The following is a 24,278-nucleotide window of genomic DNA, read 5'->3' as shown; positions in this document are numbered from 1 at the left end:
GCTCACGGTACGCGGGGTCCGCGCGAAACTCGCTTCGCTCAAACACGCGCAGCCCTGATCCGCGTACCGCTGCGCTGCTCGGCGGTGCCTCAACGGCCGGCCCAGCGCACACCGCCCGCCTCCGCGGAAAGGGTGGGGGTAGTTTGTCCGCTGCCGTCGCCGTGATGAACGCGCAGGCAGTGGGCGTTCGAGACGCGCGCATCTCCTCGTCAACCACGGAGCCCGGCCCGCATCGCATACCGGGCGGACCCCAACATAGAGCACAACAGACTCAGTGGTTATCCCGAGGAATCCCAAACGTAGCGTGAATCCTCTGGTACTTCACAGCAGGCTTCAGCACCATCCCTTCGGACAGTTCATCCACGATGCCACGCTGAATCTCCTGCCAGGGTGTCTGGCTAGCCGGATAGGGATACCCGCCCTCAGCCTCCAACTTGGCGCGCCGCTTGGCAAGTTCCACATCCGACACGAGCATGTTCGCCGTGCGCTTCTTCAGATCGATGCGCACCCGATCACCGGTCCGCACCAACGCAAGTCCGCCCCCGGTCGCAGCCTCCGGCGAAGCATTGAGGATCGAAGGGGACCCCGACGTGCCTGACTGCCGACCATCGCCAATGCAGGGCAGGGCAGTGATGCCCTTCTTGATCAGATACGAAGGCGCACGCATGTTCACCACCTCCGCCGCGCCGGGATAGCCTACCGGCCCGACGCCGCGCATGAACAGCACGCTCTTCGGACCGATCTTCATCTTCGGATCGTCGATTCGGGCGTGATAGTCCTCGGGCCCGTCGAACACGATCGCCGTTCCCTCGAACGCCATCGGGTCGTTCGGATCTTCGAGATAGCGCGCATGGAATTCGGGCGTGATCACGCTCGTCTTCATGATCGCCGAGTCGAACAGATTGCCCTTGAGATTGAGGAATCCCGCATTTTTCTTCATCGGCTTGTCGTAGGAGAAGATCACCGTCCGGTCGCTGGTGAATTTTCCTTCGCAGTTTTCGATGAGCGTCTTGCCGTTGGCCGTGAGCGCCGGCTTGATCTTGCCCTTGGCGACCAATTCGGCCACCACTGCGGGCACGCCGCCCGCGCGGTAATAGTCCTCGCCCAGATACTCGCCGGCCGGCTGCAGATTCACGATCAACGGGATCTTGTAGCCGTGCTTCTCCCAGTCGTCCGTCGTGAGCTTCACGCCGATGTGGCGCGCAATGGCGTTCAGGTGCACCGGCGCGTTGGTCGAGCCCCCGAGCGCGGAGTTGACCACGATCGCGTTCTCGAATGCGTTGCGGGTCAAGATGTCCGAAGGCTTCAGGTCCTCGCGCACCATCTCAACGATACGCTTGCCAGTGTGGTAAGCCATCTCCTGACGATCGCGGTAGGGCGCCGGAATCGCGGCGCTGCCCGGCAGCGTCATGCCCAGCGCCTCGGCCAGCGAATTCATCGTCGAGGCCGTGCCCATCGTGTTGCAGTGCCCCGTCGATGGCGCGGATGAGGCCACGAGCTTCAGGAACTCCTGATAGCCGATCTCGCCCGCCGCCATCATCTCGCGCGCGCGCCAGACGATCGTGCCCGAGCCCGTGCGCTCGCCCTTGTACCAACCGTTGAGCATCGGCCCCGAGTTGAGCGCGATCGCCGGAATGTCCACGGTCGCCGCGGCCATCAACTGGGCCGGCGTGGTCTTGTCGCAGCCGGTCGTCAACACCACGCCATCGATCGGATAGCCGTACAACACTTCCACCAGCGACAGATATTGCAGGTTGCGATCGAGCGCCGCAGTCGGGCGCTTGCAGGTCTCCTGGATCGGATGGATCGGAAACTCGAAAGCAATGCCGCCCGCGTCGCGGATACCTTCGCGCACGCGCTCAGCCAGCACCAAGTGATGGCGATTGCAGGGCGCGATGTCCGAGCCGGTCTGTGCGATGCCGATGATCGGCCGGCCCGATTGCAGCTCGTCGATGCCGATGCCGAAGTTCATCGTGCGCTCCAGGTAGAGCGCTGTCATGTCGGCATTGGCCGGATTGTCAAACCAGGCCTGGGACCGCAGGGTGCGTGCCTTGGCGGCCTTCTTCTTCGTCTTCTTCGATGTCATCAGCGCATTCCCTTCAAGGTCTGGTCCGCGTTCGGCAGCGCCGCGCAGTCGTCGATGTACTGTCGGATGATGTCGGCAAAGTTGTCGTGCGGATGCAGCCCCAGCCGTGCGGCGCGCGCGGCCGATGCACCACTCGGCCAGTTGGCCACGATGCCGGCAATGCGCTCGTCGCGCTCGAAGCGAACGCGTGCGCGGACGGCCGAGCCGGCCACCTGTTCGAGCGCATCGAGCATGTCGCTCACGCGCACATTGAGCGCCGGCAGGTTGAGCGCAGTGCGCCCGCAGAAGGCATCGCGGCTCGCTTCGTAGACGGCGATCAGGCCGTTCACCGTGCGGGTCGGCGACGACATCGGATGCGAGACATCGGGAGAAACCGGGCAGATCGATTCGACGCCCGCCAGCGGCTCGCGGATGATGCCGCTGAAGAACGACGACGCCGCGCCGTTCGGCCGGCCGGGCCGCACCGTCACCGTCATGAGCCGCGCGGCGCGGCCGTCGATGTAGCCCTTGCGCGTGTAGTCGGCGATGAGGTGCTCGCAGATCAGCTTCTGCGTGCCGTACGAAGTCTGCGGCGCGGGCAGCGTGTCGTCGGCGACGATCTTCGGCAGCGGCACGGCGGGATCGGGACCGAACACCGCGACCGAGCTCGAGAACACCACGCGCGGCACCTTGCCGCCGGCATTGACACGCGCCCTGAGCGCATCGAGCAAGGCCCGCGTGCTGTCGAGGTTGGAGCGCAGGCCCAGGTCGAAGTCGAGCTCGCATTCGCCCGAGACGGCCGAGGCCAGGTGGAAGACGCCGTCGAAGGGCTCGTCGCGCAGCGCATCGGTCTGCGCGAGCAGCGGACCGGTGCGGGCCTCGACGCGCGCATCCGCGAGCAGGTCGGCGGGCGGCGGCGCGATGTCGGTCAATACGAGGCGCTCGATGCGCTCGCCGGCCAGCGTCCCTCGGGCGAGCAGCGCCCGCGCGAGGCGTGCGCCGACGAATCCACCGCCTCCGGTGATCATGAGTTTCATGCGGTCTCCTTCATTGTTTTGCCTTTCGGGCGGTCGTGGGGTCCGCGGCGCGCACGGTCTTGACCGCGGCCTGTCGACGGCGGCCGTCGATGATGCCGCCCTCGATCAGCCGCTGTTCGCCGCGGATCAGATGTTCGTTCGCGCGAAGCCGTGCCGCGACGGGATCGTGCGCCGCGATGGCCTCGAAGATGGCGCGATGCTCGCGCTGTACCTCGGTCATGAAGTCGGCGCGCCGGGCTTCGTTGCCGCGCGTGATGCGCATGCCCTCGCGCAGATACTGCTCCAGGAATCCGAGCAGAAGACGGAATTGCGGGTTACCGGTCGATTCGCCGATGACCTGATGAAAGGCGAGATCCTCGGCGACGCCGTCGCGCCCCTCGGCGACGGCCGTGTCGATCGCCGTGAGCGCCCGGCGCAAGGCGGCGATCTGGCTGCGGGTCGCGCGCTCGGCCGCGAGCGCGGCGATCTCGCCCTCGAGCACGCGCCGCACCTCGACGACGTGGACAACCGACTGCACGGAGGTCAGGACGGTGGGATCGAAGGCCAGGGGCTGGTTGACGGGCCGCGGCGCCACATAGACGCCCGAGCCTTGCCGTGACTGCACCATGCCCTTCGACTTGAGTTGGTGCACGGCCTCGCGCACGACCGTGCGCGACACGCCGTGCGCCGCAGCGATCTGCTGCTCGGTCGGGAGACGGTCGCCGGCCTGGAGGGTGCCCGATTCGATCTGTTCGCTCAGCAGCACGGCCAGCCGGTCCGACAGCCGATCGACGGTCAGCGGAAGGGGCTGGGATGGGGGAGGCGCCGGAGCCCGCCCGGCGGTGGGAGAGGTTTGCACGGTGATACGGTGATCATACAAATTTACAGGGGTAAATGCGTAACGGTTTGCCCTGATGCGCTGAGGTGGCCCAATGCCAATACTGCGCGGTTGCGATGCAGGGCGTTCATGCCTTGCGTCGTTCAGCGAACTCCGAGGACTCCAGTGCATGGCAAGTGTCACGATCCAGGCGGTCAAGAAGAATTTCGGCGATGTGCCCATCCTGCATGGCGTGGACATCGACATCCGCGACGGCTCCTTTACCGTGCTGGTGGGTCCTTCGGGCTGCGGCAAGTCGACGCTGCTGCGCATGATCGCCGGGCTGGAGGAAATCAACGCCGGTGAAATCCGCATTGGCGACCGCCGGGTCAATGACCTGCCGCCGAAGGAGCGCGACATCGCGATGGTCTTCCAGAACTACGCGCTCTATCCGCACATGACCGTGCGCGACAACATGGCCTTCGCGCTTGCGCTGGCCAAGATGGACAAGGCGACCATCGAGCAGAAGGTCGGGCGCGCGGCCGAAATCCTGGCGCTGACGCCGCTGCTCGGACGCTATCCGCGCCAGCTTTCCGGCGGACAGCGCCAGCGCGTCGCGATGGGGCGGGCGATCGTGCGCGATCCGCAGGTGTTCCTGTTCGACGAACCCTTGTCGAATCTCGACGCCAAGCTGCGCGTGGCGATGCGCAGCGAGATCAAGGAACTTCACCAGCGCCTGAAGACGACCTCCATCTACGTCACGCACGACCAGATCGAGGCAATGACCATGGGCGACAAGATCGTCGTGATGCGCGATGGTCGCATCGAGCAGACGGGTAGCCCGCTGGACCTGTACGACGATCCGGCCAACCAGTTCGTCGCCGGCTTCATCGGTTCGCCGGCGATGAACTTTCTTCCCGGCACCTTGCGTCGCAGCGGCGGCATGGCACGGGTGGAACTGACCGACGGCACGCAACTCGATGCGCCGCTGCGTTCCGGCGGCACCGACGGGCAGGCCGTGATCTACGGAACCCGACCGGAGCACCTGAGCCTGTCGGACAACGGCGGCATTCCTTCGCGCGTGGTCGTGATGGAGCCGACCGGCATGGACACCTTCGTCGCTTGCCGCCACGAAGGCAACGAGATTTCCGCCGTGTTCCGCGAGCGCTACGACTTTGCGCCGGGCACGACCATCCGTCTGCAACCCGATTTGCAGCGCGCGCACCTTTTCGATGCAGGCACCGGCCAGCGGCTGGTGGCTTGAGGTTCTTTTCTGGCCCGTTCAACACAGGAGACATGAATGAGTGACTTCAATCGCCGCGAGATTCTCAAGAGCTCGGCAGGCATCGCCGCCGCCGCTTCGCTCGGCGTCGGCACCGCGATCTTCTCACCGCTCGCGAATGCCCAATCGATCACGTTCAAGCCGGAGAAGGGCGCCAAGCTGCGGGTCTTGCGCTGGAGTCGCTTCGTCCAGGGTGACATCGACGCCTACATGGCCAACGTCAAGAGATTCAGCGACACGACCGGCATCGAAGTGCGCGTCGACAACGAAGGCTGGGAAGACGTTCGCCCCAAGGCCGCGGTGGCGGCCAACACCGGCGCCGGCCCCGACATCATCCTGTCGACCAACGACGACGCGAACCTCTATCCGGACAAGCTGCTCGACGTCACCGATCTGGCGGAGTACCTCGGCAAGAAATACGGTGGCTGGTATCCGGCCGGTGAACTCTTCATGCGGCCTGATGGCAAGAAGTGGATCGGCCTGCCGCTCGGCGCGGCCGGTTCGCTGATGGTCTACCGCGAAAGCATGCTCAAGGCGGCCGGCTTCAACACCTTCCCGAAGACCACTGACGATTTCCTGAAGCTCTACAAGGCGCTGAAGGACAAGGGCACCCCCGGCGGAATGGCGCTTGGCAATGCGACCGGCGATAGCACCTGGACCAACTGGCTGGTCTGGTCCTTCGGCGGCAAGCTGGTCGACAAGAGCAACAAGGTGGTGCTCGACAGTCCCGAGACGCTCAAGGCACTGGAGTACGCCAAGGAGCTGTATGCCAACTTCATCCCGGGCACGCTGTCGTGGCTGGATCCGAACAACAACAAGGCCTTCCTCGACGGGCAGATCAGTGTCACCAACAACGGCATCTCGATCTACTACGCGGCCAAGAACTCCCCTGATCCCAAGCTCAAGGAGATGGCGGCGGACATCAACCATGCCGTGTTCCCGATCGGGCCTGTGGGCGTGCCGACGGAGTCGCACCTGTTCTTCAATCAGATGATCATGAAGTACACCAAGTACCCGCAGGCCTCGAAAGAGTTCCTGCGCTTCATGATGGAGCGGCCACAGTTCGACGACTGGCTGACCGGCGCCGGCGGCTATGTCGCGCAGCCGTTGCGCGCCTACGAGGCCAATCCGATCTGGACCTCCGACCCGAAGAACACGCCGTACCGCGATTCCGTCAAGAACCTGCGGCCGGCCGGCTACGAAGGCAAGCTGGGCTACGCGTCGGCCGGCGTCGCGGCGGACTTCATCATTCCGAACATGGTGGCGGAAGCGGCGAGCGGTTCGAAGTCGCCGAAGGAAGCGATGGAAAGAGCCCAGAAGCGCGCCGAACGCTACTACAAAGTTTGAAGCGCGCGCCGGCTCGATGACGACGCGACTGGCCCGGCTGCAGAACAGCCGCAACGCCCTCGGCTTCATGTTCATGTTGCCCGCGGCGGTGCTGCTGCTGCTGTTCCTGACCTATCCGCTCGGGCTGGGCACCTGGCTGGGCTTCACCGACACCAAGGTCGGCCGGCCAGGGGAGTGGATCGGACTGGAGAACTACATTTTTCTCTGGAACGATGCCGTCACCCGGCTGGCGCTCTTCAACACGCTCTTCTACACGACGGTGGCGAGCGTGTTCAAGTTCTTCCTGGGGCTGTGGCTGGCGGTGCTGCTGAACAAGAACATCCGCTTCAAGACCTTCTTCCGCGCCGTCATCCTGCTGCCCTACATCGTGCCGACGGCGTTGTCGGCCATCGCGTTCTGGTGGATCTACGACTCCCAGTTCTCGATCATCAGCTGGGCGCTGGTGAAGATGGGGCTGATCGACCATTACATCGACTTCCTCGGCGACCCCTGGAACGCACGCTTTGCGGTGATCGCCGCCAACGTCTGGCGCGGCGTGCCTTTCGTGGCGATCACGCTGCTGGCGGGGCTGCAGACCATTTCGCCTTCGTACTACGAGGCGTCGGCCATCGACGGCGCGACGCCTTGGCAGCAGTTCAGGCATGTCACGATGCCGCTGCTCACGCCGATCATCGCGGTGGTCATGACGTTCTCGGTGCTGTTCACTTTCACCGATTTCCAGCTGATCTACGTCATCACCCGCGGCGGCCCGCTCAATGCGACGCACCTGATGGCGACCCTGTCCTTCCAGCGTGCGATTTCGGGCGGCGCGCTCGGCGAAGGTGCGGCGATCGCGATCGCCATGGTGCCCTTCCTGCTGGCCTGCATCATGTTCAGCTTCTTCGGCCTCCAAAGACGTGCGTGGCAACAGGGAGGTTCCGATAAATGAGCGCAAAGGCCGGTCAGATCGACGTCGTGGGCATGGGCTACCTGGAGTCGGTCCCGCGCAAGATGGTCACGGTGTATCTACCGCTGCTCGTCTTCCTCATCGTCCTGCTGTTTCCGTTCTACTGGATGGCGATCACGTCGGTGAAGCCGGACGCCGAACTGCTGTCGCGCGAAGGCAATCCGTTCTGGGTCATCGCGCCGACGATCGGGCACTTTCACAAACTGCTCTTCGAAACGTCGTACCCGCAATGGCTGTGGAACACGCTGCTGGTGTCGGTGGTTTCCACCTTCTTCTCGCTCGCCGCGTCGGTGTTCGCGGCCTACGCCATCGAACGCCTGCGCTTCCGCGGCGCGCGGCATACGGGGCTGGCGATCTTCCTGGCCTACCTGGTGCCGCCGTCGATCCTCTTCATTCCGCTGGCGAGCGTCGTCTTCAACCTCGGGCTCTTCGACACGCGCTGGGCGCTGATCCTGACCTACCCGACCTTCCTGATCCCGTTCTCCACCTGGTTGCTGATGGGCTACTTTCGCTCGATCCCGGCCGAGCTGGAGGAATGCGCGCTGATCGACGGCGCCACTCGCTGGCAGATCCTTGTCAAGATCGTGTTGCCGCTCGCGGTGCCGGGGTTGATCTCGGCGGGGATCTTCGCCTTCACGCTGTCCTGGAACGAGTTCATCTACGCGCTGACCTTCGTTTCGTCGTCCGAGATCAAGACGCTGCCGGTCGGCGTGGTGACAGAGTTGGTTCAGGGCGATGTCTACCAGTGGGGGCCGCTGATGGCGGGAGCGCTGCTGGGCTCGCTGCCGGTGGCTTTCATCTACTCATTCTTCGTCGAGTACTACGTTTCGGGGCTCACCGGTTCGGTCAAGGAATAAGTCAGATCCATCGTCGTGAGTGGTGGAATCCCGGGCTGGAAGGAATCGGAGGAAACTCCAGACTTGCTTCCGGCAGGAGGACGCCATGTTTCGTCCCTTGAATTTCGTCGTCGCCGCGACGCTCGCCCTGGGCGCATCACCGGCCATGTCGGCTGCGGATCTGACGGTTGTCTTCATTGATCCGGCGCACTACACGGACGCTGCGTACTCGAATCGGTACGGCAATGAAAAGGAACGCGCCGAGGTCATGCGCGATGTGCAGCGACACCTCCAGGGTCTGGCGGATCGCGGCCTTGCACCGGGTGAGTCGCTGCGCATCGAGGTGCTGGACATCGACTTGGCCGGATGGTTCGAGCCTTTCCCTCGTTTTCGCACCGGGGACTATTCGCGCCTCCGTATCATGCGTGACATCACCTGGCCGCGCATCCAGCTCAGGTTCGAGTTGAGCCACAACGGAGAGGTGGTGGCTCGCGGCGAAGAGCAGGCGAAGAGCATGAACTACCTCATGATCGTCAACCCCTATGGGAGCACCGACCGCCTCCGCTACGAAAAGGCGATGCTGGACGACTGGTTCGCCAGGCGCATCGTCGGGGCCCGGGAGCGCGGCTGAAGCCGTTCGAGCATCCAGAGGGAAAGCTGATCCTGAGTGACGTATGGAGTTCGTTCAGGCATTTTTTTTCGCTCCGCGGCGCGACGCAACTTGAATTTCGCTTTCCAACGCCACAAGGTCGTGCTGTGGCGCGGCCAATGTGGCGAGAGCGTCCTGACGCTGAATCAACCAGAGCGCCGTGCCATAGACCCCGACGGACACCGTCGGATCGCCTTTTTCCATCTTGGCAAGCGTGGGGACGGAGACATTCAGGCGCGTCGCCCAACTTCTCAGCGACTGCTTGCGCCGCTTGCGCGCAAGCGCCAGATCAGCGCCGAGCCGAGTCAATGCGACAGCGATAGCTGAAGGAAGTGTTTCGACAGCGTCCGATTTCCTTGGCATGAAACTATTCTTTCACAAATGCCTTCATTTCATCAACAATAAATTCCTTCTCATCGAATCATAGGCGCATCATCGGGGCCAGGGAACACGGCTGAATCCGCCTGATCCAACGTCTTGCCGGCCGGTGTTTTTCATGCTGGCAGCCGGTAGGAGGTGTGTGATGAAGCGACTCAAGCATTGGCAGGACGTGGTGAATGCGCTGCTTGGCGTTTGGCTGGTCTTGTCCCCCTGGATCGTGGGCTTCCAGGACGCAAGAACACCCACCGCGAACGCCGTCCTGGTGGGCGTGGCGCTGATTGCGGCCGCGCTGGGCGCCATGATCGTGCCGCGCGCCTGGGAAGAATGGACCGAGTGCGCGCTCGGCGCCTGGCTGGTGATATCGCCGTGGCTGCTGGGCTTCAGCACCCTGCGCGATCCGATGCTTTGCGCGGTGATCAGCGGCCTCGTGATTGCGGCCCTGGCGCTCTGGACGCTGACGACCGACAAGGACTACAGCGGCTGGCTGCACCGCGCGGCGCATTGAACTGAATGAGGCGGGCGGTCCGCGCTCAGGCTTGTTCGCAGAGCCGGCGGATCTCCGGCGGAATCGGCACCGCGCGGATGCCTCCGCCCTCGCGCTTTGCCGCGAAGATGCGCACCTCGTCGCATTCCAGGATCAAGTCTTCGCCGCGCGTCACGCGGTAGCGCTGCACGAAGCTCTTCTCCCGCCACTCCGGGATCGTGACCGCGATGCCGAGCGTGTCGCCATAGCTGGCGCTCTTGACGAAGCGCGTGTGCGTGTCGACCAGCGGCGTGCCGATGACGCCGAGCGTCCGCGCCGTTTCTTCCCAGCGCGGCACGCCGCGTTCCGCAAAGAAGTGGCGCGACGCCGCATCGATCCAGCGAAAGAAGTTCGGAAACCAGACGATGCCGGCGGGGTCGCAATCGCCGAATTCGACGCGGACGGTGTAGGTGATCTCAAGACTCATAAGCTGTCAGATTTATTTCAAGGAATACCGCGGAACCGGCTTTGCCGGGCCGCCGGTATTGCCCCCGGTAGGGGGCGGGCGGCTACACGAAGTGAGCCAACCTGGGGGCGAGTCACATCATTCTCGTGGGAAGCCACAGGGCGATGATCGGGAAGGCAATCAGGATCACCAACCGCACGATGTCCGTCAGGATGAACGGCAGCACCCCCTTGAAGATCGTCGTGAAGCTTACGTCCTTCACCACGCTCTTGATGACGAAGACATTCATCCCCACGGGTGGATGGATCAGGCCGAGTTCCACCGTCATCACGATGATCACGCCGAACCAGATCGGATCGAAGCCCAGGTGCACGATCACCGGGAAGATGATCGGCACCGTCAGGATGATCATCGCCATCGCGTCCATCAGGCAGCCGAGCACGAGATACATCAGCATGATGAGCGCCAGCACACCGTAGCGGCCGATGCCGAGGCTGGTGAGGAACTCGGTGAGCTTCTGCGGACTTTGCGTGATCGTCAGGAAGTAGCCGAACAGCAGTGCGCCGATCAGCACCGTGAAAACCGCCGCCGCCGTGCGCGTGGCCGAGAGCAGCGCTTCGCGGATCTTCGGTCCGTCGAGCTTGCGCCGCAGCACGCCGAGGATGAAGGCGCCGCTGGCGCCCACGCCGCCAGCCTCGGTCGGCGTGAAGAAGCCGCCGTAGAGTCCGCCGATCACGAAAATGAAAAGCACCAGCGGCGCCCACACGTTCTTGAGATCAGCGACGCGTTCCGGCCACGGCTTGACCTCGCCGCCCGGCAGCCATGTCGGCCTGAGGCGCACGATGAGCGCGATGGTCAGCACGTACATGGCCATCGCCAAGATGCCGGGGATGATCCCCGCCATGAACAGCTTGCCGATGTCCTGCTGCGTCAGGATGGCGTAGACCGCCAGCACCGTCGAGGGCGGCAGGATCGCGCCCAGCGTGCCGCCCGCGGCGATCACGCCGGTGGAAAACGACTGCGGATAGTTGAAGCGCCGCATCTCCGGATAGGCCACCGCCGAGAACGTGGCCGCCGTCGCCACCGACGAACCGCAGATGGCCGCGAAGCCGCCGCAGGCCAGCACGGTGGCCACGCCGAGACCGCCGCGCAGGTGGCCGATCATCGAATTGGCGGCCTTGAAGAGCTCGCGGCTCACACCGGACACCGACACGAGCGAACCCATCAGCATGAACATGGGGATCACGCCGAAGGTGTAGTCGGTCACCGTGCGCATCGAGGTCTGGCCGACCAGTTTGAGCGCCGGCCCGGGGCCGACGATCCAGGCGTAGCCCGTGACACCCACCAATCCCATCGCCATGCCGACCGGCACCCGCAACAACATCAAGCCAAAAAGAACGAAGAAGCCGAGAACGGCAATCGCGTCTGTGCTCATTCGTCCGCTTTCATTTCAGGCTTCTCGTCATGCAGCAACTCGGGATGGAAGATCAATCGGTAAGTTCGGATCGCGATCAGCACGACCGCCGAGACGTCGCCGAGCCAGGCCACCGCATAGAAGGGCCAAGTCGGGATGTTCATGTCGTAGGTCAGCACATGGTCGACATAGGTGCCGCGCACCTTGTCGAACAGCGTGCCGGTCTGCACTGCGACCACGAAAAGCAGCACCACGGTGGCAAAGATGTCGATCCAGCGCTTCATGCGCGGGCTCGCGGCCGTCCACACGAGGTCGACCGTGATGTGGCCGCCCCGGTAGCTCGTCGCCGCGATGCCCCAGAAGATCAGGATGCCCAACAGCATGCGACCGAAGTCGTAGGCGTCGGGGATCGAGGTGTCGAAGAACTTGCGCAACACCACCGCCACGAAGATGTTCAGCGCGACGATCCCCACGAACATGGCGGCCAGCCATTCGATGGCGTTGATCATCTTGTCGCTCGCCGTCCCCTTCGGCGGGGGCGGCGAGGCGATGTCGTCCCGACCCGCCATCACAACGCTGAGTTCTGTTTCGCCAGGTTGGCCTTCAAGGCGTCGAGGACTGCCTTCGGATCCTGGCCGACCTTCTTCACGCCTTCCGCCCATTGCGCCTCGACCGGTGCGACGGCCTTGCGCCACGCGTCGAGTTGCTCCGGCGTCAGCTTGTAGATCTCATGGCCCGGTTGCGAGGCAATCTTGGCGCGGCCACCGTATTCGAAGTCGGCCCACGGCGCGGCGACCTTCTCGGCCCACTCGCTGGTGCAGTGGTCGTCGATCACCTTCTTCTGCGCGGGCGACATGCTGTCGTACTTGCTCTGGTTCATGGCCCAGACGAAGGGCGTGACGTACAGCGCCACATCCATGTGATAGGTCACCACCTTGTCGATGCCGAAGAGTCCGATCGAACCCCACGGGAAGGTGATCGCATCGGCCACACCGCGCTCCAGCATGTCGCGCGATTCCGGCGCCGAGGCCTGCACGTTGGTGCCGCCGAGCGAGGTCACCATCTGGCCGATGGTGCTCGTCGCGGGGCGGATCTTCATGCCCTTGATGTCGGTCGGCAAAAGAATCTTCTTGCGCGCATGGAAGGTGCCCGGGTCGTGCACGAAGGCGAAGCAGAACTTCACGTCCTTCATTTCCTTGGCGGCGTACTGGCGGTACCACGCATCGATGGCGGCCGAGCCGCCCTTGCCGTTGGAGAACAGGAAGGGCAGCGAGGCGCCGGCCATGATCGGGAACCGGCCCGGTTGGTAGCCCGGGTTGATGTAGGCGAAGTCGGCGATGCCGTCGCGCGCCATGTCGTAGTGGTCGAAAGCCTTGCCGAGCTGCTCGGAAGGGAACAACGTGGCGGTGATCGTGCCGTTCGATGCCTTCTTGATGTCATCGGCCCATGCCTGCAGCGAAGGGTTCAGCGGATGCTGCTGCGGAACCCAACTGGACATCTTCAGGTTGACGGGCTTGTCCTGGGCCTGGACCGGCGCGGCGCCGAGCGCCAGCACGGCCGATAGCGCCAGGATCGCGCGCGTGGCGGCCGAGGTCATGAAGCGGGATGTCGACATGGATGTCTCCTTGCAGGTGTTGTTGAATCTGTCGCGGCGGGCACTGTGCTGTGCTTGTCTTTGTGCAGTGCGCAATCGGTTATTTTTTATAAGAGTCCCCGCCGACGTAAATCGGCGTTTACCTTGAGTGACCCGAGTCAGTGTGCACGAGGCGCGGTATTCGGCGTGCGCTTCATCCACCGGATCGGCTGCGCCTTGACCGGACGCGGCGCAGCGCCGTGGCGCACCAGCGTTGCATCGAGCGCGGTGCCCGCATCGTCGGCCAGTGCCGCCTCGCGGGCCGCCGCGATGGCCGTTGCTCGCGCGGGCGGAGAGCCGTCGGGCAGCGGCGCAATCGCGAGGTGCTCGATCACGTGCAGCAGGTTGTGCTTGCCGCGTTCGTTCGTGCTGCCATAGCCCTTGATGAGGCGTCCGCAGAGCGCGATCTCGTGGCCCAGGCGCCAATGCGTGCGCGTGCCGTCGGCCACGGCGCCGAGCCAGCGTTCGATGAGCGTCTGTTCTTGCGTGAATCGCTGGCCGAGTTTGCGCAGCCAACGCAGCGACGCCAGCAGTCGCAGCGAGGCCATGCCGAAGACGGAATGGCTGCCCACTTTGAGCGGCAACGCCCAAGGTGTCGACCGCCGCCGGTCCCATGCGGTCACACGATCGGCCAGCGAGGCGGGCAGCAGGGCTGCGAACTCGGGCGCGCCCGGCTTGAAGTGGTCGTAGACCTTGACGATGTCGTCCTCGCCCGCCTTGACTTCATCGCGCACGCGGCGCGAGCGGCTTGCGCGGCTCTTGAGTTCGGCCACGCGGACGATGTCGTCGAAGGCCATCCATAACGCGAGCCAGCGCGCCATCTCGCGGGTGACGGCGAACCCTTGTGCACCCGCGGGGTCGGCAACGCGCTCGGCGGAGAGAACTCGCTGAAGACGCTCGACGTACACGTCGGCGTAAGCGGCGTCCTGGTAGTCGAGCACGCGCGCATGGCCAAGGGTCAGCATGTCGTGCACGGGCGGAGGAAACAGGGCCGCCACCGCCTGAGGCAATGCTTTTACGCCGGGCGTGTCGTCGGCCGTCGAGGCCAGCAGACTCGTGACCATCGCGGCTTGCTGGCGCGGCGCGTTGATGACATCGAAAGCCTTCGCGAAGCCGCGCAGGCTGGCCGACGCCATCTTGCCGACCTTCTCGGGCGCGCTCGTGTCGCCGCCGCGCACCACGCGCTCATAGGCTTCACGCGGGAAGGGAAAGAGCCCGCTGCCTGCGATGGCGCCCAGCATCACGGCGCTCACGATGGTGCCGGCGTCGCGTGCGGCCGCTCCCATGTCGAACACGTGGTGCTCGCGGCTGAAGGCCTTCACGACATCCAGCAGGCGCTGCGCGTCGGCGCGGCCGTCGCCGGGCTGCATGCGCTCCGCGGTGGTGAGCGTGCGGCTCGACGAGGTGATGACGATGGTGCGTTCCGGCGCGCTCATGGCGTTGCTGATCTGACGCGTGGTTTCCAGCAACTCGGAAGAAATGATGGCGTCCAGCGCGCCCGGCACCGGGCTCAGGCTGAAGACCGGCCGGCGTCCTCCGAGTTCGGCCAGGGGCACCGGAAAGACTTCGACGTAGTAGGTGGTGGCGCCCGTGCGCTGCGCCACGCCGGGGATCGAGGTGCTCTGCGCGGCGTAGCCGGCATGGCGCGCCGTGTCGACCAGCCATTCGGTCAGCACGCCGCCGCCTTCGCCGCCGAGGGCGCAGATCAGGAGGGTGATGGGTTGGGTGCGGTTCATCGTGTTCATGCCGGTTGCAGTGCACGGACAACGGCGCCGCGCAATGAATGCAGCAGTCGTTCGTGCCACTTGGGGTTCTGCACCACTTCGGCGCGATAGAAGCTTGGGCACAGCGTGGCCGCGTGCGCATTGGCGCCGCACAGGCCGCAGCCCACGCAGCCGTCGATGACAACGGCGACCGGGTCGACCTTCAGCGGATCGGGGTTGTCCTTGATCGTGAGCGTCGGGCAGCCCGACAGCCGGATGCAGGCGTGATCGCCGTTGCACACATCCTCGTCGACGCCGTATTTCACGCGCACCACGCGTTCGCCCTTATTGAGCAGGCTGGCAATCCACGGCTTGATGCGCCGCTGGCGCTCCAGCTGGCATTCGCCCTCGGCGATGATGACCTTCAGCCCGTTGAAGTCGCTTGTGAAGGCGTCGTTGAGCGTCTTGCGCATCTTGTCGACGTCGTAGGTGTGGACGGTGCGCATCCACTGCACGCCGAGGCCCTTGAGCGTCGACTCGATGGTCTGGTTCTTGTCGACCAGGCTCTGCTGCTTGTCGACGGCGCGGTCTTTCACCTCGTCGTCGGGCGTGGAGATGATGTCCTGCGTGCCGGTGGCCGAGGTGTAGCCGTTCTTGAAGATCAGCAGCACCGCGTCGTCGCCGTTGAAGAGCGCGCTCTGCACGCCGGTGAGCAGCCCGTTGTGCCAGAAGCCGCCGTCTCCCATGATCGAAAGCGCCCGGCGCTGCATCATCGGCGACACCCCTGCGCGACTGGCGAGGCTCATGCCATAGCCGAGGATCGAGTGGCCCATCGAGAAAGGCTCGAAGGTGCCGAAGGCATGGCAGCCGATGTCGGCGGCGATGTGCACCGGCCCGTTGTCCTGCTGCGCCAGCTTGAGTGCGGCGAAGACGGGCCGTTCGGGGCAGCCGATGCAGAAGCTCGGCGGGCGGATGGGCAGCGGTGCGTCCAGCTTCGTCGCCACGGCCGCGCGGCGGTCGCGGTTGCCGCTGAGCCATCCCTTGGCCGACTCCTGCATGTGCTCCGGCAGGTAGCGCGCCGCGAACTGGCTCGCACCGGTCGCCAGCACTTCGACGCCGTATTCGCCGGCGGCCGGGAGCATGTCGCAGCCGTGCAGGGGCGTCTGGATGTCGCGGCGGCGAAGCAGGGTGGCGATCTCCTGTTCGATGTATTCGGGCTGGCCTTCCTCGACCACCAGCACGGCCCGCTTGCCCGCGCAGAAATCCGCGACTTCCTCGGGCACCAGCGGGTAGGCGACGTTGAGCACCAGCAAGGGAATGTCGGTCGCACCGAAGGCATCCGCCAGGCCTAGCTGCTGCAGGCTGCGGATGAGGGCGTTGTAGAGCCCACCCTGCACGACGATGCCGAGGTCGGCGTGCGTGCCGGGGATCAGCTCGTTGAGCTTGTGCTCGGCGATATAGCGGCGTGCAGCCGGCAGCCGTTCTTCGCCCTTGAGCTTCTCGTGGCGGAAGGTCACGGGCGGATGCGCGAGCCGCATGTAGTCGAAGCCGGCCGGCTCCTCGATCAGCGCGCGCGTCGAGACAGCCGGCGGCAGGTTGTCCTTGCATTCGAAGCTGCCGCGCACGTGGCAGGTGCGGATGCGCAATTCCATCATGCAGGGCATGTTGGAGTGTTCGGACAGCCGGAAGCCGTGTTCGACCATGTTCACCATCACGCCCAGATCGGGCCGCGGGTCGAGCAGGCACATGCTGGACTTGAGCGCGTAGGCATGCGTGCGCTCCTGGATGACGGAGGCGCCCTCGCCGTAGTCCTCTCCGACCACGATCAGCACGCCGCCCTTCACGCCCGGCGACGAGAGGTTGGACAGCGCATCGGCCGCCACGTTGGTGCCGACGATCGACTTCCACGTCACCGCGCCGCGCAGGGGGTAGTGGATCGATGCGCCGAGCATCGCCGCTGCCGAAGCCTCGTTGGAGCAGGCCTCCACGTGCACGCCGAGTTCGTCCATGTACGGCTTGGCCTGCACCATCACGTCGAGCAGGTGCGAAACCGGCGCGCCCTGGTAGCCGCCGACGTAGGCCACGCCCGATTGCAGGAGACCCTTGGTGATGGCGAGGATGCCCTCGCCGTGAAAGGTGTCGCCCGCACCGAGGCGCAAGGCCTCGATTTCCTTGCTGAATGAAACTTCCAAGAGACTTGACTCCGATCGCTTTGCTATTTGCTGGCCGGTTGCGTCGGCGCGCCGGGAAAGCGCGCGATGTAATAGGCGAGGGTGTCCAGGTCCTCAGGCGGAATCCGGCTGACCGCTTCGCCCATGGCCTGCGTGTAACCCGGGCGCTTGCCCGATTGGTATTCGTGAAGCGTCAGCTTCAGGTAGTCCTCGCGCTGCTGCGAGATCCGCGCCACCTGCTGGCCGCCGCTGAGATCCGCGCCGTGGCACATCACGCAGCGAAACTCCTGCGCGAGCGCTTTGCCGCGGGCCATGCGCGCCGGATCGGGCGGCGTGGCCGGCGGCGGCGCAGGCACCGGCGGCAGCGTGCCGATGAAGTCCGAGAAGCCTCGCAGGTCCTGGTCCGTCATGGTCTTCGCAATGGCCGTCATGGCTTCGTTGCCGCGCCGGCCCTCACGGAACAGGAAGAGCTGCGTGATGGCATAGAACGAATGCTGGCCCGCGAGCGCCGGCGTGCCCGGCAGGTCGCTGCGGCCGTTGGCGCCGTGGCAGGCCGCGCACACCGTCGCGAAGCGCTGTGCGTAGCTGTCCTGCGTGGCTGGTGCGCCTTTTGTGCCTTGGGCGCTCGCGGTCAGCGTCGCGAGCCCCAGGAGTGCCGCCGCCGCTGCCGTGATCGTCTGTCCCGTCAGCCTCCTCATCGGCCGCCGTAGCTGATGCGGTAGATCGCACCCGCGTGATCGTCGCTCACGAGCATCGACCCATCCTTGAGCACGAGGAAGTCCACCGGGCGACCGAGGTACTGGTTGTTCTCGACGAAGCCGGTCATGAAGGGCTCGACCTTGGCGCCGCCCTTGCCGTCAGGCCATGCCACGGCGATGTCGGCGTACTTCTTGGAACGGTTCCACGGGCCGTGGCGTGCGATGAACATCGCGCCCTGGTACTTCTGCGGGAACATCTTGCCGTTGTAGAACACCAGCCCCAGGCCGGCCGCATGCGGGCCCAGCAGCGCCGCAGGCTTCACGTAGTCGTCGCAGCTCTTGCCCCAGCCAAATTCGGCATCGAGGATGTTGCCCTGGTGGCAGTACGGGTAGCCGAAGTGCTGGCCCACCTTCGTCACATGGTTGAGCTCGTCGTTCGGCAGGTCTTCGCTGAACCAGTCGCGTCCGTTGTCGGTGAACCAGAGGTCCCCGGTCTTGGGATCGAAATCGAAGCCGACCGTGTTGCGTACGCCTTGCGCAATGGTCTCGATGTTGCTGCCGTCGAGGTTCATGCGGAAGATCCGGCCATGCTGGTCGTCGGGCTCGCAGAGATTGCAGGGCGCGCCGACCGCGTAGTAGAGCTTGTCGTTGTGCACGCGCAGGAAGCGCCAGCTGTGGTCCTGGCCGCCCGGAAGCTTGTCGTTGATCACCACCGGCGTTCCGGGGTTGTCGAGCTTGTCCTCGATGTTGTCGTAGCGGTAGATGTGCGTGTTCGTGGCCAGGTACAGCGAGCCGTTGTGGTACGCGATGCCGGTGGCGAAGGGCATCTTGTCGATGATCGTCTTGGGTTCGTGCTTGCCCTTTTCAGGGATCGCATAGACCTTGTTGCCCACGAACAGGGTGCTCACGAACACATTGCCCTTGGCGCCCTGGCGCAGTTCGCGCGCGTCGAGCACGCCCGATGCCCAGGTCTCCACCTTGAATCCCGGCGGCAGCTTGAACTTGGCCGTCGGCAACTGGTCGGCCGCGGTCGGGATCGGGAAGGCCGGCACCGGTGCCAGGCGATTGGCGGCGTCGGTCTTCGGACGCCCCTTGGCCCAACCGGGCTCGTCGGCCGGCGCTTGCTGGGACCATGCGGCGGTCGTCGCGCAAAGCAGAGCGGCAATTGCCGCGAACTGTCGGATCTTGGTCTTGGCCATGGGTCGTCTCCTTCTCGTTGTGGTCGGCTTGCGCCACCTGTCAGTTTGCGTTCGCAATGAGCGGCGTTCAATAAAATAATCGAGCTAAGCAATATGAACGCCATGCATATCGACACCATCGACCTCAACCTGCTGCGGCTGTTCGACGCCGTCTACCGCGCGCGCAGCGTCAGCCGCGCGGCCGAGTCGCTCGGGCTCACCCAGCCCGCGGCCAGCCACGGGCTGGGGCGGTTGCGGCTTCTGTTGAAGGACGCACTCTTCATCCGCGCGCCAGGCGGTGTCTCGCCGACGCCGCGTGCCGAGCGGTTGGCGCTGGCGGTGCAGTCGGCACTGGGCACGCTCGAAGACGCGCTCAACGAGCCCGACCGCTTCGAGCCCGGCGATTCGCGCAAGACTTTTCGTATCCACATGAGCGACATCGGCGAAGGCCGATTTCTTCCGGCGCTGATGGCCCGGCTGGGCGAATTGGCACCCGGCGTGCGGCTGGAGACCTTGCCGCTGCAGCCCGGCGACATCGCCCCGGCGCTCGACAGCGGCCGGGTGGATTTCGCCTTCGGCTTCCTGCCCAAGGTGCGCGATACCCAGCGCGCGGCGCTGCTGAAGGATCGCTACATCGTGCTGTTGCGCAAGGGCCATCCCTTCGCGCGCTCGCGCCGCAACGGGCATCAGATGCTGGAGGCCTTGCGCGAGCTCGAATACGTCGCCGTGCGCACGCATGCCGAGACGCTGCGCATCCTGCAGCTGCTCAACCTGGAAGATCGCGTGCGCCTGACGACCCAGCACTTCATGGTGCTTCCGGCCATCGTCCGCGCGACCGACCTGGCGGTGGTGATGCCGCGCAACATCGCGCGCGGCTTCGCGGAAGAGGGTGGGTACTCGATCATCGAGCCGGCCTTTCCGCTGCGGGACTTCACCGTCTCGCTGCACTGGAGCAAACGCTTCGAGGCAGATCCGGCGAACCGGTGGTTGAGGCAGGTGATTCAGGATCTCTTTACCGAGAACTGAGCGCGTTTTGGAGGGTTCGAGGGGTTTTTAGGGGTTAACCCACCCCTTCCATACCAACCCCCACATAGCCGATATGGGCGCGTATATATGCATAGGCCGCTCTAAAGGAATAACTTCCGGTTGACCCGATTTTTGATCGCGACAAACGCGTTTCCCCCACGAGCATGAGCATGACCCCGAGCACACAACCCATCCGCTTTTTCCATCAAGGCCGGATCGTCGACGTCAGCGGCGTGCACCCGACCCGTTCGGTGCTCGACTGGCTGCGCGAGGATGCCCGCTGCACCGGCACCAAGGAAGGGTGCAACGAGGGCGATTGCGGTGCGTGCACCGTGGTGATCGGCGAACTGGCCGAGCCCGGCGAGAAGGGAGCGATCGGCGGATTGCGGCTGCAGACCGTCAATGCCTGCATCCAGTTCCTGCCCACGCTGCACGGCAAGGCGCTGTTCACCGTCGAGGATCTCAAGACGCAATGCGGCCACAGCCATGAAGCACAGCAGCCGCACGACAAGCACCCGGTGCAGCGCCTGCATCCGGTGCAGCAGGCCTTGGTCGACTGCCACGGCTCGCAATGCGGCTTCTGCACGCCCGGCTTCGTGATGTCGCTGTGGTCCACCTACGAGCATCACCAGGCCGTCGGCACGCGGCCGACGCGGCAGCAACTGGCGGACGACCTCTCGGGCAATCTGTGCCGCTGTACCGGCTATCGGCCGATCCTCGACGCCGGCCAGCGCATGTTCGATCTGCCCGATGCAAGCCTGAACACGAAACCGGTGGTGCAGGCGCTCACCAGCCTGCGGCACGAAAGCACTTTCGAATACGCCGCGCCGCTGGGCCAGCGCATGGACCACTTTCATGCGCCCACCACGCTGGCCGAACTGGCCGCGCTGCGCATGGAGAAGCCGACCGCGCAGCTTCTGGCCGGCTCGACCGACGTCGGCCTGTGGGTCAACAAGCTGTTCCGCGACCTGGGCGACATCATCTTCGTCGGCGACGTGGCCGAGATGAAGACCGTCGAGGAGCGCGCCAACGAGCTTTATCTCGGCGCCGGCGCGTCGCTCGAATCCGCGTTCGCGGCGTTGACGCGGCGCGTTCCCAGCCTGACGGACGTGTGGCTGCGCTTTGCCTCGCCGCCCATCCGCAACGCCGGCACCATCGGCGGCAACGTTGCCAACGGGTCGCCGATCGGCGATTCGCCACCGGTGCTCATGTCGCTCGATGCCGAGATCGAACTGCGCCGCGGCGAGCACGTGCGCCGCATGCCGCTGCCGGATTTCTACGTCGACTACATGAAGAACCGCCTGGAGCCCGGCGAATTCGTTCAGGGGCTGGCGATTCCTTTGGCCGCCCTGCAACGCCAGGTCCGCGCCTACAAGATCAGCAAGCGCTTCGATTGCGACATCTCGGCCCTGTGCGGCGGATTCGCCATCGCGCTCGACGGCGACGTGGTGAAGGAAGTACGCCTGGCCTTCGGCGGCATGGCCGCGATCGTCAAGCGCGCCGCGCAGGCCGAGGCCGCGCTGGTGGGCAAGCCGTGGACGCAGGCCAGCGTGAACGCCGCCAAGCTGGCGCTCGCCCAGGATTTCAAGCCCTTGACCGACATGCGGGCAAGCGCAGACTATCGCCTCCAGGTGGCGCAGAACCTGCTGCAACGCCTTTGGCTGGAAACGCGCACGAACGACCCCTTGCCGCTCGAAGCGACCAGCGTCTGGAGCGTGATGCCGCACGTCGTGGCGGAAGGAGCCTGAGATGAACAAGCCACTCGATCCGAGCCTCTTCAAGTCCGCAGAGGCTTTCGCCGACTACCTGACCAATACCGCCGCCCGCATCGATGCGAAGGCGGAAGCCAAGGCGCACGACGATGGCGTGCGGGTGGGCATCAGCCGGCCGCACGAATCGGCGCGGCTGCACGTGGCCGGCGAGGCGACCTACATCGACGACATTCCCGAACTCGCAGGCACGCTGCACTGCGCACTGGGCCTCTCGCCCGTGGCCAACGGCCGGCTCAAGGACATGAACCTCGAAGCCATTCGCGCCATGCCGGGCGTGGTGACCGTCATCACCGCCGCCGACATCCCGGGCAGCAACGATTGCGGATCGATCGTGCACGACGACCCGATCCTGTGCAGCGGCGACATCCGCTACATGGGCCAGCCTGTGTTCGCCGTCATCGCCGAAACGCGCGACGCTGCACGCCGCGCCGCCGCGCGCGCCAAGGATGCGCTCGACATCGAGGCCGCGCCGCCCGTGCTGACGCCGCAAGAGGCGCACGCGAAAGAGCAGTACGTCGTGCCGCCGATGCATCTGGTGCGCACCACGAACGAGGGCGGCTCGAAGGCAGCCATCGCCAAGGCGCCGCACCGGCTCAAGGCCGAACTCGACGTCGGCGGGCAGGAACAGTTCTATCTCGAAGGCCAGATCAGCTACGCCATCCCGAAGGAAGGCGGCGCGATGCATGTGTATTGCTCGACCCAGCATCCGAGCGAGATGCAGCATCTGGTGGCGCATGCGCTGCACCTGCACGCCAACGAAGTGCACGTCGAATGCCGGCGCATGGGCGGCGGCTTCGGCGGCAAGGAATCGCAATCGGCGCTCTTCGCCTGTGTCGCGTCGGTTGCCGCCAACAAGCTGAAGCGCCCGGTCAAGCTGCGGCTGGACCGCGACGACGACTTCATGATCACCGGGCGGCGCCACTGCTTCTGGTACGAATACGAAGTCGGCTACGACGACGAGGGCCGCATCCTCGGCGCCGAGATCAACATGGTTTCGCGCGCGGGACATTCAGCCGACCTCTCGGGCCCGGTGATGACGCGCGCGCTGTGCCACTTCGACAACGCCTACTGGCTGCCGGATGTGTCCATGCACGGCTATTCGGGCAGGACCAACACGCAAAGCAACACGGCCTTCCGCGGTTTCGGTGGTCCGCAGGGGGCGATCGCGATCGAGAACATCCTCGACAGCGTGGCGCGCGAACTGGGCCGCGACCCGCTGGATGTGCGTCGCGTCAACTTCTACGGCAAGGGCGAGAACAACGTCACGCCCTATGGCCAGGTCGTGAACGACAACATCATTCACGAACTGGTGGAGGATCTGGAGGCCAGCAGCGACTACCGCGCTCGCCGGGAAGCCATCGCGGCTTTCAACGCCACGAGTCCGGTGCTCAAGCGCGGCATAGCGCTCGCGCCGCTCAAGTTCGGCATCTCGTTCAACGTGAAGCATTTCAACCAGGCCGGCGCGCTGGTGCACGTCTACACCGACGGATCGATCCTCGTGAACCACGGCGGTACCGAGATGGGACAGGGGCTGAACACCAAGGTGGCGCAAGTCGTCGCGCACGAACTGGGCGTGAGCTTCGAGAGCGTGAAGGTCACGGCCACCGATACGCAGAAGGTCGCCAACACCTCGGCCACCGCCGCGTCGACCGGCGCCGACCTGAACGGAAAGGCCGCGCAGGATGCGGCTCGGCAGATCCGCGAGCGGCTGGCGGCGTGCGCCGCGGCGCGCCATGGTGGTGACGCTTCCGCGGTGCGCTTTGCCAACGACAAGGTCGAAGTCAACGGCCGCACGCTGCCTTTCAGCACGCTGGTCGGCGAGGCCTACCTCGACCGCGTGCAGCTCTGGTCCGACGGCTTCTACGCCACGCCCGGCCTGAGCTGGGACAAGGACAAGATGTTCGGCCGGCCGTTCTTCTACTACGCCTACGGCGCTGCGGTGAGCGAGGTCGTCGTCGACACGCTGACCGGCGAATGGAAGCTGCTGCGCGCCGACATCCTGCACGACGCCGGCAAATCGCTGAACCCGGCGGTCGACATCGGCCAGGTCGAAGGCGCCTTCATCCAGGGCATGGGTTGGCTGACGACCGAAGAACTGGTGTGGCACCCGAAGACCGGCCTGCTGACCACGCATGCGCCCAGCACCTACAAGATCCCGACGGCCAACGACTGCCCGCCGGTGCTCAACGTGCGGCTGTTCGAAGGTCAGAACTACGAGGACTCGATCCACCGCAGCAAGGCGGTCGGCGAGCCGCCGCTGCTGCTGCCGTTCTCGGTGTTCTTCGCGATTCGCGACGCGGTGTCGGCAACGGGCGGCCATCGGGCCGATCCGCCGCTGCGCGCGCCGGCGACGAGCGAATCGATCCTGAGAGCCATCACCGCGGTGCAGAACGCCGCCGCCTGAGGTATTTCCAT

At 65.2% G+C, this 24,278-nt stretch carries 21 protein-coding genes; 9 read left to right on the top strand and 12 right to left on the bottom strand.

What is annotated here, in order from left to right; genetic code table 11:
- Window positions 1-271: 271 nt before the first annotated feature.
- The 3 genes from AC1DN9_RS26800 to AC1DN9_RS26790 are packed head-to-tail and all read right to left on the bottom strand — an operon-like array spanning window position 272 to window position 3,940.
- Window positions 272-2,086: an IlvD/Edd family dehydratase gene (locus AC1DN9_RS26800; RefSeq protein WP_478105015.1), complete on the bottom strand. Its 1,815-nt coding sequence runs from the start codon at window positions 2,084-2,086 to the stop codon at window positions 272-274.
- Window positions 2,086-3,102 (bottom strand): D-erythronate dehydrogenase, encoded by a 1,017-nt coding sequence (gene denD / locus AC1DN9_RS26795; protein ID WP_478105013.1) that lies wholly within the window; start codon window positions 3,100-3,102, stop codon window positions 2,086-2,088. The genes AC1DN9_RS26800 and denD overlap by 1 nt, the downstream gene beginning before the upstream one ends.
- Before the next feature lie 10 nt (window positions 3,103-3,112).
- Complete coding sequence (locus AC1DN9_RS26790) at window positions 3,113-3,940, bottom strand: FadR/GntR family transcriptional regulator (protein ID WP_478105012.1); 828 nt, start codon at window positions 3,938-3,940, stop codon at window positions 3,113-3,115.
- A gap of 148 nt (window positions 3,941-4,088) precedes the next feature.
- Between AC1DN9_RS26790 and AC1DN9_RS26785 the strand changes: the two genes are divergently transcribed.
- From AC1DN9_RS26785 to AC1DN9_RS26765, 5 genes are all read left to right on the top strand, one after another.
- Window positions 4,089-5,162, top strand: a complete 1,074-nt coding sequence (locus AC1DN9_RS26785) for an ABC transporter ATP-binding protein (protein WP_478105011.1) — start codon at window positions 4,089-4,091, stop codon at window positions 5,160-5,162.
- Between the two features lie 36 nt (window positions 5,163-5,198).
- Entirely contained in the window at window positions 5,199-6,527 is a 1,329-nt protein-coding gene (locus tag AC1DN9_RS26780; protein WP_478105009.1) for an ABC transporter substrate-binding protein, read from the top strand.
- Window positions 6,528-6,543: 16 nt separating this feature from the next.
- Window positions 6,544-7,455, top strand: a complete 912-nt coding sequence (locus tag AC1DN9_RS26775; protein ID WP_478105008.1) for a carbohydrate ABC transporter permease — start codon at window positions 6,544-6,546, stop codon at window positions 7,453-7,455.
- Window positions 7,452-8,330 (top strand): carbohydrate ABC transporter permease, encoded by an 879-nt coding sequence (locus AC1DN9_RS26770; protein WP_478105006.1) that lies wholly within the window; start codon window positions 7,452-7,454, stop codon window positions 8,328-8,330. The genes AC1DN9_RS26775 and AC1DN9_RS26770 overlap by 4 nt, the downstream gene beginning before the upstream one ends.
- Window positions 8,331-8,415: 85 nt before the next feature.
- Entirely contained in the window at window positions 8,416-8,940 is a 525-nt protein-coding gene (locus AC1DN9_RS26765; RefSeq protein ID WP_478105005.1) for a DUF3016 domain-containing protein, read from the top strand.
- A 54-nt stretch (window positions 8,941-8,994) separates the two neighbouring features.
- Here AC1DN9_RS26765 and AC1DN9_RS26760 read toward each other — a convergent pair whose 3' ends face one another.
- Window positions 8,995-9,321: a RodZ family helix-turn-helix domain-containing protein gene (locus AC1DN9_RS26760; protein WP_478105004.1), complete on the bottom strand. Its 327-nt coding sequence runs from the start codon at window positions 9,319-9,321 to the stop codon at window positions 8,995-8,997.
- Between the two features lie 160 nt (window positions 9,322-9,481).
- On the opposite strand from AC1DN9_RS26760, the gene AC1DN9_RS26755 reads away from it, so the two are divergent.
- On the top strand, window positions 9,482-9,844 hold the full coding sequence (locus tag AC1DN9_RS26755) for an SPW repeat protein (protein WP_478105002.1): 363 nt from the start codon (window positions 9,482-9,484) through the stop codon (window positions 9,842-9,844).
- Between the two features lie 25 nt (window positions 9,845-9,869).
- On the opposite strand, the gene AC1DN9_RS26750 is transcribed toward AC1DN9_RS26755, so the two are convergent.
- From AC1DN9_RS26750 to AC1DN9_RS26715, 8 genes are all read right to left on the bottom strand, one after another.
- Window positions 9,870-10,289, bottom strand: a complete 420-nt coding sequence (locus AC1DN9_RS26750) for an acyl-CoA thioesterase (protein ID WP_478105001.1) — start codon at window positions 10,287-10,289, stop codon at window positions 9,870-9,872.
- Window positions 10,290-10,401: 112 nt separating this feature from the next.
- Window positions 10,402-11,703, bottom strand: a complete 1,302-nt coding sequence (locus AC1DN9_RS26745) for a TRAP transporter large permease (RefSeq protein WP_478104999.1) — start codon at window positions 11,701-11,703, stop codon at window positions 10,402-10,404.
- Window positions 11,700-12,191, bottom strand: coding sequence for a TRAP transporter small permease (locus AC1DN9_RS26740; protein WP_478104998.1), 492 nt, complete (start codon window positions 12,189-12,191; stop codon window positions 11,700-11,702). The genes AC1DN9_RS26745 and AC1DN9_RS26740 overlap by 4 nt, the downstream gene beginning before the upstream one ends.
- A 59-nt stretch (window positions 12,192-12,250) precedes the next feature.
- Window positions 12,251-13,297, bottom strand: a complete 1,047-nt coding sequence (locus AC1DN9_RS26735) for a TRAP transporter substrate-binding protein (protein WP_478104996.1) — start codon at window positions 13,295-13,297, stop codon at window positions 12,251-12,253.
- Between the two features lie 137 nt (window positions 13,298-13,434).
- Window positions 13,435-15,051 (bottom strand): indolepyruvate oxidoreductase subunit beta family protein, encoded by a 1,617-nt coding sequence (locus tag AC1DN9_RS26730; protein ID WP_478105020.1) that lies wholly within the window; start codon window positions 15,049-15,051, stop codon window positions 13,435-13,437.
- Between the two features lie 5 nt (window positions 15,052-15,056).
- Window positions 15,057-17,210, bottom strand: a complete 2,154-nt coding sequence (locus tag AC1DN9_RS26725) for a thiamine pyrophosphate-dependent enzyme (protein WP_478104995.1) — start codon at window positions 17,208-17,210, stop codon at window positions 15,057-15,059.
- Window positions 17,211-17,233: 23 nt separating this feature from the next.
- Window positions 17,234-17,887 carry a c-type cytochrome gene (locus tag AC1DN9_RS26720; RefSeq protein WP_478104994.1) on the bottom strand — a complete coding sequence of 218 codons (654 nt, stop codon included), beginning with the start codon at window positions 17,885-17,887 and terminating at the stop codon, window positions 17,234-17,236.
- Entirely contained in the window at window positions 17,884-19,086 is a 1,203-nt protein-coding gene (locus AC1DN9_RS26715; protein ID WP_478104992.1) for a PQQ-dependent sugar dehydrogenase, read from the bottom strand. The genes AC1DN9_RS26720 and AC1DN9_RS26715 overlap by 4 nt, the downstream gene beginning before the upstream one ends.
- A 93-nt stretch (window positions 19,087-19,179) precedes the next feature.
- On the opposite strand from AC1DN9_RS26715, the gene AC1DN9_RS26710 reads away from it, so the two are divergent.
- From AC1DN9_RS26710 to xdhB, 3 genes are all read left to right on the top strand, one after another.
- Window positions 19,180-20,091 carry a LysR family transcriptional regulator gene (locus AC1DN9_RS26710; RefSeq protein WP_478104991.1) on the top strand — a complete coding sequence of 304 codons (912 nt, stop codon included), beginning with the start codon at window positions 19,180-19,182 and terminating at the stop codon, window positions 20,089-20,091.
- 164 nt (window positions 20,092-20,255) lie between these two features.
- Entirely contained in the window at window positions 20,256-21,839 is a 1,584-nt protein-coding gene (gene xdhA, locus AC1DN9_RS26705; protein WP_478104990.1) for a xanthine dehydrogenase small subunit, read from the top strand.
- A 1-nt stretch (window position 21,840) separates the two neighbouring features.
- Window positions 21,841-24,267 carry a xanthine dehydrogenase molybdopterin binding subunit gene (gene xdhB / locus AC1DN9_RS26700; protein ID WP_478104988.1) on the top strand — a complete coding sequence of 809 codons (2,427 nt, stop codon included), beginning with the start codon at window positions 21,841-21,843 and terminating at the stop codon, window positions 24,265-24,267.
- Window positions 24,268-24,278: the final 11 nt, after the last annotated feature.

It is taken from the genome of Variovorax sp. 05L425, assembly GCF_056397705.1.
The sequence above is the reverse complement of the archived record's forward strand: the minus strand, read 5'-3'. Positions and strand labels throughout refer to the sequence as shown.